The 10582-nt window shown below is 65.4% G+C and carries 9 protein-coding genes; 2 read left to right on the top strand and 7 right to left on the bottom strand.

The features are described 5' to 3' along the window. Positions 1-187: 187 nt before the first annotated feature. From HNO81_RS01870 to fdxA, 3 genes are all read right to left on the bottom strand, one after another. Positions 188-1474, bottom strand: coding sequence for a citrate synthase (locus HNO81_RS01870; RefSeq protein ID WP_175316415.1), 1287 nt, complete (start codon positions 1472-1474; stop codon positions 188-190). Positions 1475-1714: 240 nt separating this feature from the next. Then, complete coding sequence (gene dapC, locus HNO81_RS01865; RefSeq protein WP_175316414.1) at positions 1715-2866, bottom strand: succinyldiaminopimelate transaminase; 1152 nt, start codon at positions 2864-2866, stop codon at positions 1715-1717. Between the two features lie 14 nt (positions 2867-2880). Further along, positions 2881-3207, bottom strand: a complete 327-nt coding sequence (fdxA, locus tag HNO81_RS01860) for a ferredoxin (protein ID WP_013601705.1) — start codon at positions 3205-3207, stop codon at positions 2881-2883. A 137-nt stretch (positions 3208-3344) separates the two neighbouring features. Between fdxA and HNO81_RS01855 the strand changes: the two genes are divergently transcribed. Next, positions 3345-3587, top strand: coding sequence for a hypothetical protein (locus tag HNO81_RS01855; protein WP_175316413.1), 243 nt, complete (start codon positions 3345-3347; stop codon positions 3585-3587). A gap of 124 nt (positions 3588-3711) precedes the next feature. On the opposite strand, the gene typA is transcribed toward HNO81_RS01855, so the two are convergent. Next, positions 3712-5640 carry a translational GTPase TypA gene (gene typA / locus HNO81_RS01850; RefSeq protein WP_175316412.1) on the bottom strand — a complete coding sequence of 643 codons (1929 nt, stop codon included), beginning with the start codon at positions 5638-5640 and terminating at the stop codon, positions 3712-3714. A gap of 275 nt (positions 5641-5915) precedes the next feature. On the opposite strand from typA, the gene HNO81_RS01845 reads away from it, so the two are divergent. Continuing rightward, the gene (locus tag HNO81_RS01845) at positions 5916-6815 is read left to right on the top strand and encodes an SGNH/GDSL hydrolase family protein (protein ID WP_175316411.1); all 900 of its coding nucleotides are present in this window, start codon (positions 5916-5918) and stop codon (positions 6813-6815) included. Positions 6816-6926: 111 nt separating this feature from the next. On the opposite strand, the gene HNO81_RS01840 is transcribed toward HNO81_RS01845, so the two are convergent. From HNO81_RS01840 to HNO81_RS01830, 3 genes are read right to left on the bottom strand one after another with little or no spacing between them, the layout of a single operon-like run. Then, positions 6927-8633: an ABC transporter ATP-binding protein gene (locus tag HNO81_RS01840; RefSeq protein WP_175316410.1), complete on the bottom strand. Its 1707-nt coding sequence runs from the start codon at positions 8631-8633 to the stop codon at positions 6927-6929. An 11-nt stretch (positions 8634-8644) separates the two neighbouring features. Next, entirely contained in the window at positions 8645-9589 is a 945-nt protein-coding gene (locus HNO81_RS01835) for an ABC transporter permease (RefSeq protein ID WP_175316409.1), read from the bottom strand. Then, positions 9579-10508 carry an ABC transporter permease gene (locus tag HNO81_RS01830; protein ID WP_175316408.1) on the bottom strand — a complete coding sequence of 310 codons (930 nt, stop codon included), beginning with the start codon at positions 10506-10508 and terminating at the stop codon, positions 9579-9581. Before HNO81_RS01830 ends, HNO81_RS01835 begins: the two co-directional genes overlap by 11 nt. Positions 10509-10582: the final 74 nt, after the last annotated feature.

The raw sequence follows: 10582 nt of genomic DNA, 5'->3' as shown, positions 1-10582 counted from the left end.
CCAAATACGTGCCCCGCCGGCATCGCAACACCCCTTCATGGTTTCGTTGCAATGATCGTATGAATCCGCCGCCCCGAAACGACAAGTACGCAGCAATCGATGGTGATTAAGGCGAAACGGCCGCCCACCTGTGGAAGGTGGGCGGCCGTCGTCGTCAGTGCTGGTGCTGTCCCTGGCGGGCGGGGAATCAGCGGGCGGGGTAATCCCGTTCCGGCTCACCGATGTACAGCTGGCGCGGGCGGCCGATCTTGGTGTTCGGGTCGCTGATCATTTCGCGCCACTGGGCAATCCAGCCGGGGAGGCGACCGATGGCGAACAGCACGGTGAACATCTTCTCGGGGAAACCCATGGCCTTGTAGATCAGGCCGGTGTAGAAGTCCACGTTCGGGTAGAGCTTGCGCTGGATGAAGTAGTCATCGCTCAGCGCCTTCTCCTCCAGGCGCATGGCGATGTCCAGCAGTTCGTCATTGCCGCCGAGCTTGCTCAGGATCTCGTGGGCCGTGGCCTTGACGATCTTGGCGCGCGGGTCGTAATTCTTGTAGACGCGGTGCCCGAAGCCCATGAGGCGGACGCCGTCTTCCTTGTTCTTGACCTTCTCCATGTAGTCCTCGGGCTTGAGGCCCTCGGCCTGGATCTGGCGGAGCATCTTCAGCACGGCCTCGTTGGCACCGCCGTGGGCAGGACCGAACAGGGCGTTGATGCCGGCCGACACGGAGGCGAAGAGGTTCGCGTTGGAGGAGCCCACCAGGCGCACCGTGGAGGTGGAGCAGTTCTGCTCGTGGTCCGCGTGCAGGATGAGGAGCAGGTCCAGGGCCTTGACGATGACCGGGTCCATCTCGTACTGCTCGGCGGGCAAACCGAAGCTGAGGCGCAGGAAGTTCTCCACCAGGTTCATGGAGTTGTCCGGGTACAGCATGGGCTGGCCGATGGACTTCTTATGCGCGTAGGCGGCAATGACCGGCAGCTTGGCCATCAGGCGGATGGTGGAAACCTCCACCTGCTCGGCGTTGAAGGGGTCCAGCGAGTCCTGGTAGAACGTGGACAGCGCGGACACGGCCGAGGACAGCACCGGCATGGGGTGCGCATCGCGGGGGAAGCCGCCGAAGAAGCCCTTGAGCTCCTCGTGCAGCAGGGTGTGGCGCCGGATCTTCTGGTCGAACTCGTCCAGCTCAGTGGGCGTGGGCAGGTTGCCGTAGATCAGCAGGTAGGAAACCTCGAGGAAGCTGGAATGCTGCGCCAGCTGCTCGATGGGGTATCCGCGGTAGCGCAGGATGCCGGCATCGCCATCGATGTAGGTGATGGCGGACGTGGTTGCTGCGGTGTTCATGAAGCCGGGGTCGAAGGTGACGGCACCGGTCTGCTTCAGCAGCTTGGAGACGTCGTAACCTTCGTTCCCTTCAACAACCTGGATGCGCGGGAGCTTCAGCTCCCCGCCTGCGTGGAGCAGGGTCGCAGCATTGTTGGTCTCAGTCATGGAGTCCCCTTCATGAGGCGTCTTCGGCCTCTGTCGAAAGCTTGATCCAACATCAGGTGAGCCGCGCACTCGAGCCTGAGAAGACAGGTTCCAACACCCGGGCTGCCTTCTTGTAGAAAGCCACCATTGATCGTCAGCTTAAAAAGTACCGCTCCTTGGCGGGTGTCACTAATTCGCAGGCTTCCGATCCCGCCCAAAACGCGCTGGATGTGGGGCGAGTCACACGAATATTACCTGCCGTCAGGGCTTGGTTCCGGCCAAACGTTCCACAGCCGCATCGATCCGTTCGTCCGAACCGGTCAGGGCCACGCGCACGTAGCCGTTTCCGGCATCGCCGTAGAAGACCCCCGGGCCCACCACGATGCCGCGGTCCGCAAGGCGGGCCACCGTGGTCCACGTGTCCTCCCCCGCCGTCGACCACAGATACAGGCCGGCGTCGGAGTCTTTGATCTCCAGGCCGAAGTCCCGCAGCGCCGGAACCAGCCGCTCGCGCCGGCCCCGGTACAGGTCCTTCTGGGCCTCGACGTGGGTGTCATCACCCATCGCAACCCGCATGGCCTCCTGGACCGGGTAGGGAACGATCATGCCCGCGTGCTTGCGGCTGTTGACCAGGTTGGGCATCAAGTCCGGATCGCCGGCAACGAAGGCTGCGCGGTACCCGGCCAGGTTGGACTGCTTGCTGAGCGAGTACACGGCGAGCAGGCCCTGGTGCGAGCCGCCGGCCACGTGGGGGTCGAGGATGCTGGGAACGCGCCGGCCGCCGCGCTGGATGTCCCAATCGCCCCAGCCGAGTTCCGCGTAGCATTCGTCCGATGCCACCACGGCGCCGATTTCACGCGCCTGGACCACCAGGCCCCGCAGCGATTCCGCGTCACGGACGCTGCCCGTCGGGTTGCCGGGTGAGTTGACCCAGATGAGGCGCACGCGTGACCGCGTGGCGTCGTCGAGTTCGTCCAGGTTGTCCGTGGCCACCGAGGTAGCCCCGGCAAGGGTGGCGCCGATGTCGTACGTGGGGTACGCCACCTTGGGGCGTACGACGACGTCTCCGGGCTTCAGGCCCAGCAGCAGCGGCAGCCACGCAACGAGCTCCTTGGAGCCCACAGTCGGCATGATGTTCCTCGGGTCCAGGCCCGCTACTCCGCGCCGGCGTTCAAACCAGCCGGCGATGGATTCCCGCAGCTCCGGGGTGCCGTGGACGGTGGGATAGCCGGGGGCGTTGGCGGCGGCCTTCAGGGCGTCCTGGACCAACTGGGGGGTGGGATCCACGGGTGTGCCGATGGAGAGGTTGACTGCCCCGCCGGGGTACTCCGATGCCTTGGCCACGTAGGGTGCCATGGCCTCCCACGGGTAGTCGGGCAGGTTCAGGCCAAACGAGTTCACTGCAGCGGTCACGTCTTCCGTCCGCGTCAGTGGTCTTGGTTCTGCGGCGGCAGGGCGGCGATCATCGGGTGGTCCTTGCCCGTGTTGCCGATCTTCGCCGCGCCACCCGGGGAGCCGAGGTCGTCGAAGAACTCGACGTTGGCCTTGTAGTAGTCGGCCCACTCCTCCGGGGTGTCATCCTCGTAGTAGATGGCCTCCACCGGGCACACCGGCTCGCAGGCGCCGCAGTCGACGCACTCGTCCGGATGGATGTACAGCGAACGCTCGCCCTCATAGATGCAGTCGACCGGGCACTCCTCAATGCATGCCTTGTCCTTAACATCCACACACGGCTGCGCGATTACGTACGTCACGTCCCTGGCCTCTCCACGTTGGGTTCCGGCTTCCCCGCCGGCTCTTGCATCCGGCAGCGAGGCCGGACTATTGACATCTGAGCCTATTATCTCCCAGCCCGTTCCCGCTAACCTAGCCGGCGGCCTAGTATGAACTGGTGAGTCTGCCAGCGCCTGCCCCCGCCCGATTCCTTGCCCAGGCTGAGCCCGGGATCCGGGTAGTGGTGCGGTACCGGATCGACGGCGGCCTCACGGACGCCCTGGGCCACCTGCTGGCGTGCGACGCCGGTTCCTGTACCGTCCGCACCCGCCGGGCCGACGTCGTCATTCCCTTGGACCTGGTGGTGGCCGCCAAGGAAGTACCGCCCGCTCCCCCACGCCGCAGCCCCGCCACGCACTGATGGCAGCTCCCGCTTCGCTGTAACTGCCCCTGCATCACAAGCCACCGCGCACGTGCGCCGCATGCTCCTTAACGCAGAACGCCACCGGTAAATACCGGTGGCGTTCTGTTGACCTGTGGAGTTACTAGGCCTTGGCGCGGGCGCGGTTGGCCTTGGCGCGCTCGTTGGTGTCCAGGATGACCTTGCGGATGCGGATGGCCTCCGGCGTGACCTCCACGCACTCGTCCTCACGGGCGAATTCCAGCGACTCTTCAAGCGTGAGGTCGCGCGGCGGGGTCAGGTTCTCGAAGGTGTCCGAGGAAGCGGCACGCATGTTGGTGAGCTTCTTTTCCTTGGTGATGTTGACGTCCATGTCGTCGGCGCGGGAGTTCTCGCCCACGATCATGCCCTCGTAAACCTCGGACGTGGGCTTCACGAAGAAGGAGCCGCGTTCCTGCAGGTTGATCATGGCGAACGGGGTCACAACACCGGCACGGTCGGCGATCATCGAACCGTTGGTGCGGTACTCGATGGGGCCGGCCCACGGCTCATAGCCTTCGGAGATGGAGGCTGCGATGCCGGCACCGCGGGTGTCGGTGAGGAACCGCGTACGGAAACCGATCAGGCCACGGGCCGGAACGATGAATTCCATGCGGCACCAGCCGGTACCGTGGTTGGCCATGTTGGTCATGCGGCCCTTGCGGGCAGCCATGAGCTGGGTGACGGCGCCGAGGTACTCCTCGGGTACGTCAATGGTCATGTGCTCCATGGGCTCGTGGATCTTGCCGTCGACGGTCTTGGTGACAACCTGCGGCTTGCCCACGGTCAGCTCGAAGCCTTCGCGGCGCATCTGCTCCACCAGGATGGCGAGGGCGAGCTCGCCGCGGCCCTGGACTTCCCAGGCGTCGGGACGCTCGGTGGGCAGGACCTTGATGGAGACGTTACCGATCAGTTCCTTGTCAAGGCGGTCCTTGACCTGGCGGGCAGTAACCTTGGCGCCCTTGACCTTGCCGGCCAGCGGAGAGGTGTTGATACCGATGGTCATGGAGATCGCGGGATCGTCCACGGTGATCAGCGGCAGCGGCTGCGGGTTTTCGGCGTCGGTCAGGGTTTCACCGATGGTGATCTCCTCGATGCCGGCGACGGCGACAATCTCGCCGGGGCCAGCGGACTCGGCCGAGACGCGCTCAAGGGCCTTGGTGGCGAGCAGTTCGGTGATCTTGACGTTCTTCAGTTCGCCGTTGGCGCGGGCCCAGGCCACGGTCTGGCCCTTGCGCAGGGTGCCGTTGTAGATACGCAGCAGGGCCAGGCGGCCAAGGAACGGGGAGGCGTCGAGGTTGGTGACGTGCGCCTGGAGCACACCCTCCGGATTGTACGTCGGAGCCGGGATGTGCTCGATGATGGTCTTGAACAGCGGCTCAAGGTCCTCGTTCTCCGGAGCGGTGCCGTCAGCGGGCTGCTCAAGGGAGGCGCGGCCGACCTTCGCGGCGGCGTACACCACGGGGACCTCGAGGATCTTGTCCAGGTCAAGGTCGGGGACCTCGTCGGCCAGGTCGGAGGCGAGGCCGAGGAGCAGGTCCATGGACTCGTGCACGACCTCTTCGATCCGCGCGTCGGGGCGGTCGGTCTTGTTGACCAGCAGGATCACGGGCAGGTGCGCGGCGAGGGCCTTGCGCAGCACGAAGCGGGTCTGGGGCAGCGGGCCCTCAGAGGCATCGACGAGCAGGACGACGCCGTCGACCATGGACAGGCCGCGCTCGACCTCGCCACCGAAGTCGGCGTGGCCGGGGGTGTCGATGACGTTGATGGTGATGGTCTCGCCATTGGAGGACGGACCGTTGTAGGCGACGGTGGTGTTCTTCGCCAGGATGGTGATGCCCTTTTCGCGCTCCAGGTCGCCGGAGTCCATGACGCGGTCTTCTACGTGGTTGTGCTCGGCAAAGGAATGGGTCTGCTTGAGCATGGCGTCGACCAGGGTGGTCTTGCCGTGGTCAACGTGGGCCACGATCGCTACGTTGCGCAGGTCACTGCGCGATGCAGTGGCTACCGCAGTGTTGGTGGAGGTTTCAGACATGCGTTATTGCTCGATTCAGTGGTGAAGTCAGCTGAGGTATCGCGACATTTCCAACCGGAACGCACGACGGACAAGGCCCTTGGCACAGGGCTCCTTCCTCTATTCTAGCCGCTGAGCCATTTGTTGGCCTAAATTCCGGCGGAGGGGACGGCCGCTGGATAGGCCGCCATCAGGGATCACCGGCACGGAATGTGACCAAGTTCACGGCAAGCGGCGCGTGCGTGGCATGATGTCTGTGACATACCGCCCATCGCTTAAACACGCCGGAGACAACGATGCCCCCTGCCAAGGCCGGAACTACGCGCGGTGCCGCGTGGGCGGTGGCCGCAGTGGTGGCCGGGCTGGTGCTGGTACCGGGTGTCGTGGACTCAGCAGGGCACGGACTTTCCGCAGGTGCCGCCGGCAGCACCTTGTCACGGGCGGCCTCCGGCCAGGCCGCCGGCGCGCAGGCTGCCGTTACTCCAAGTGGTGCGAAACTGGCGGTGGCGGCCACTGCCCAGACCCTGAATCCCGCCAACGGACGGCTTGAAGCTGTCCTGCCGGATGTGGGCAGGACAGTGCTGCTGATCGGCGATTCGCAGTCGGAACCCTTGGACGGCTGGCCCCGCCTGGGCCTCGCCGCCGCCGGATACAACGTGTACTTCTGCGGCCGGGGCGGCACAGGATACGTTGCCGCGAACGGCGCCACGGGCAATTATGTGGACGCCCTGCAGCGGGGTGACTGGCTGCTCCCCGCCGGTACTCCCGCCCTGATTGTGGTGGAAGGCGGCGGCAACGACGCCGGGAGTGGCGCAAGCAACGCACTGATCGCGCACAACGCCGAACGGCTGATCACTGAACTGCGGAGCCGGTATCCGGGCACCCGGCTGGCGATGATCGGCACCCTGGCCCGGGGGGCGAACGACGGCGGCGGCCGCCGGAGCGAAGTGGACGCCCTGCTCGGTGCAGTGGCGTCAGCCAAGGGACTGCCATTCATCTCCACCGGTGATTGGCTAACCAAGTACGGGCTGGCAAAGGACCTTGCCGATGCGGTGCACATGAACCCAGGGGGCCGCGCGGCCCTCGGCGAAATTCTTGGACGCAGGCTGCGCGAACTTGGACTGGACAGGAAACCTGCAGCGGAGCGGGGCGTCCTCGCTGCCGTACCTGCCGGCGGAGACACCTTCCAGGACTGACCGGCGGACCCGGATGGCAACGCCGCCCGGAGAATGCCGCAGGCAAACCAAAAGGCTGGAGCCGGGATCCAGAGATCCCGGCCCCAGCCTTCTATATATGGACTACTCCCGCTACGCCACCTCGGGCGGAAGCATGAGCTTCGCGCCGGGGATGGCGTTGAGCAGGGCCTTGGTGTACTCCTGCTTGGGCGCTTCGAAGACCTCGTCCGTGGAGCCGGTCTCCACCAGGCGGCCCTTCTCCATCACGCACACGTGGTCGGCGATCTGCCGCACTACGGCAAGGTCGTGCGTGATGAACAAGTACGTCAGGCCCAGGTTGGCCTGCAGGTCGGCAAGCAGGTTCAGCACCTGTGCCTGCACCAGCACATCCAGCGCGGAAACGGCCTCATCACAGATGATGACCTCCGGATCCAGCGCCAGCGCCCGCGCAATGGCGACGCGCTGCCGCTGGCCGCCGGACAGCTCGTTGGGGTACCGCTGCATGGCGGACTGGGGCAGGGCCACCTGGTCCAGGAGGGTCCGGACCTTCTTCTCCCGGCTGGCCTGGTCACCGATCTTGTGGACCCGCAGCGGCTCCTCGATGGTGCGGTAGATGTTGTACATCGGATCGAGGGAGCCGTACGGGTCCTGGAAGATCGGCTGCACGCGCCGGCGGAACTTGAACAGTTCGGCCGGCTTCAGGGCAGAGGTATCGACGCCGTCGAAAAGGATCCTGCCGTCGGTTGGCTTCTCAAGCTGGAGGACCATCTTGGCCACCGTGGACTTGCCGGAGCCCGACTCCCCCACGATCGCCGTCGTGGTTCCCCGCCGGACGTCGAAGCTTACGCCGTCAACGGCCGCGAAGTCCGTGGCCTTGCCCAGCCCTGAGCGGAGCTTGTAGACCTTCCGCAGGTCCTGGATCTGCAGGAACGTCTCCGGCTTTACCGTTTCAGCAGCAGGTGCGAGCAGGTCCGTGGTTTCCACGCCCTGTTCCTTGGCCACCTGGATGCGGCGGCTGGCAAGGGAGGGCGCGGACTCGACGAGCCGCTTGGTGTACGGGTGCTGGGGATTGCGCAAGAGTTCCAGCGACGGGCCCGCTTCAACGACGCGGCCCTGGTACATGACCACCACTTTGTCCGCACGCTCGGCAGCGAGGCCAAGGTCGTGGGTGATAAGCAACACCGAGGTGCCCAGCTCTTTGGTCATGGTCTCCAGGTGGTCCAGGATCTGCCGCTGGACGGTGACGTCGAGGGCCGACGTCGGCTCGTCCGCAATCAGCAGGCGCGGCTGGCAGGAGAGGCCAATGGCGATCAGCGCGCGCTGGCGCATGCCGCCGGAGAACTCGTGCGGGTACTGGCCGGCCCGGCGCTTGGCGTCCGGCAGGCCTGCCTGTGACAGCACCTTGGCGATGTCGTCCGGACCGCTGGGCCTGCCGTTCGCCTTCAGCGTTTCCCGGACCTGGTAACCGATCTTCCACACGGGGTTCAGGTTGGACATGGGGTCCTGCGGGACCATGCCGATGGTGTTGCCGCGCAGCTCGATCATGCGCTGCTCGCTGGCATGGGCGATGTCCTCGCCGTCCAGCAGGATCTGGCCGCCTGACACCTTGCCGTTGTTGGGCAGCAGGCCGATGGCGGCCAGGGCGGTGGTCGACTTGCCGGAGCCCGACTCACCCACGATGGCTACGGTTTCGCCGGGCATGATGGTCAGGTGTGCGTTCCGCACCGCCTGGACCTCACCGCCGCCGGTCTTGAAGGTGATGGCGAGGTCGCGGATTTCGAGCAGCGGCCTGACACCGGTTGCACCGGACTCGTCAATACGGACGTCTGGACTGGTCATCTCGTTATCTCTCATCGCTGACGGCTCTTCGGGTCCAGGGCGTCGCGCACGGCGTCGCCCAGCATGATGAAGCTCAGCACCGTAATGGACAGCGCCGCGGCCGGGTAGAGCATGATTTCCGGCCGGGTCCTGATGGATGCCTGCGCCCCGGCAATGTCATTGCCCCAGGACATGATGCTCTGCGGCAGGCCGATGCCCAGGAAGGACAAGGTGGCCTCGGCCACGATGAACACGCCCAGCTCCAGCGTCGCCAGGACGATGATCGGGGCGAGGGCGTTCGGAAGGACGTGGCGGATCAACGCGCCGAACTTGGACACGCCCAGGGCACGGGCGGCGGTGACGAAGTCAGCGTTCCGTACCTCGATGACCGCGCCACGGGTGATGCGGGCCATCTGCGGCCACGCCAGGAGCGAGATGACAAACACCACCGTCCACACGCTTTTGTTCTCCCGGAACAGGGGAAGCTGCGTGATCACCAGGGCGCCCAGGACCAGCGGCAGGGCAAAGAAGATATCGCCCAGGCGGGCCAGGACGGCATCGATCCAACCGCCGTAGTACCCGGCGAGGGCACCGAGGGTCACGCCGATGACCAGCACGCACAGCACCGAAAGCAGGCCCACGGAGAGGGACGCCTGGGTACCGTGGATGACCCTGGAGTAGATGTCGCAGCCCTGGAATGTGAAGCCGAACGGGTGTCCGGCCGTGGGGGAACCTTCGGAGTTGGCAAGATCGCAGCCGTCGTTGGGCGGCGTGGACGTGAACAGGCCCGGGAACAGCGCGATCACGATCAGGGCAAGGATCAGCAGTGCCGAAATGATGAAGAGCGGACGACGGCGGAGCTTGCGCCATGCATCTGCCCACAGGCTGAGGGGGGCCTGGTCAGTCTTGACGGAGTCCGTCGCCTGCAGCGGTGTCTCGTCGATGGGGGCCACGAAGTGGCTGTTATTACTGGTCATAGCGGATCCTCGGGTCAAGCCAGGCGTACAGGAGATCGACAAGCAGGTTGGCCACCACGAACACCAGCACCAGCACGCTGACGATGGAGACGATGGTGGGTCCTTCACTGCGGAGGACAGCCTGGTAGAGCTTGTTGCCCACGCCGGGAACGTTGAAGATGCCCTCTGTGACAATGGCGCCACCCATCAGGCCGCCAAGGTTGGCGCCGAGGTAGGTCACCACGGGGATCAGCGAATTTCGCAGGATGTGGGCCATGACCACCCGCGGCCGGGAAAGGCCCTTGGCGGTAGCGGTCCGGACATAGTCCGCGTTCATGTTTTCGCTGACCGAGGCCCGGGTCAGGCGGAGGACGTAGGCGAAGGAAACCAGGCCCAGGACTACTGCCGGCAACAGCAGGGTGCCCCAGTTGGCGTTCGCGCCGACGGTGGGTTTGGCCCAGCCAAGCTGTACGCCGAAAACGAGCTGGAAGACGAAGCCCAGGACGAAGGTAGGGACGGCGATGACCACCAGGGAGGCCACCAGGACGGTGGAATCGAACCAGCCACCGCGCCGCAGGCCGGCGAAGACGCCGAATGCGACACCGAAGACAGCCTGGATGGCCAGCGCCTCGATGGCCAGCATCGCAGTTACCGGGAAGACGCGGGCAAGGCTGGCCGCGATGGGCTGGCCGGTGAAGTCGTTGCCCAGGTTGAAGGTGAAGAGGTTCTTGAGGAAGAGGCCGTACTGGACCCAGAAGGGCTGGTCCAGGTGGTACTGGCTCCGCAGGGTGTCAATGACGGCTTGCGGGGGCTGGCGGTCGCCGAACAGTGCGGCGATGGGATCGCCGGGCAGGGCGAACACCATGTAGTACACCAACAGGGTCGTGCCGAGGAAAACAGGGATCACCTGGAGAAGTCGGCGCAGGATAAACCGGGTCACAGGATCACCTGCCTTCCGGTAAAGGGGAAAACGCGTTCATGATTGCCTTCCTGCCGCTTGCAGGCCAATGGGGG

The organism is Pseudarthrobacter sp. C4D7 (assembly GCF_013359725.1).
In the GTDB taxonomy this organism is placed as follows: domain Bacteria; phylum Actinomycetota; class Actinomycetes; order Actinomycetales; family Micrococcaceae; genus Arthrobacter.
This window is presented reverse-complemented; position numbering and strand designations above follow the sequence as displayed.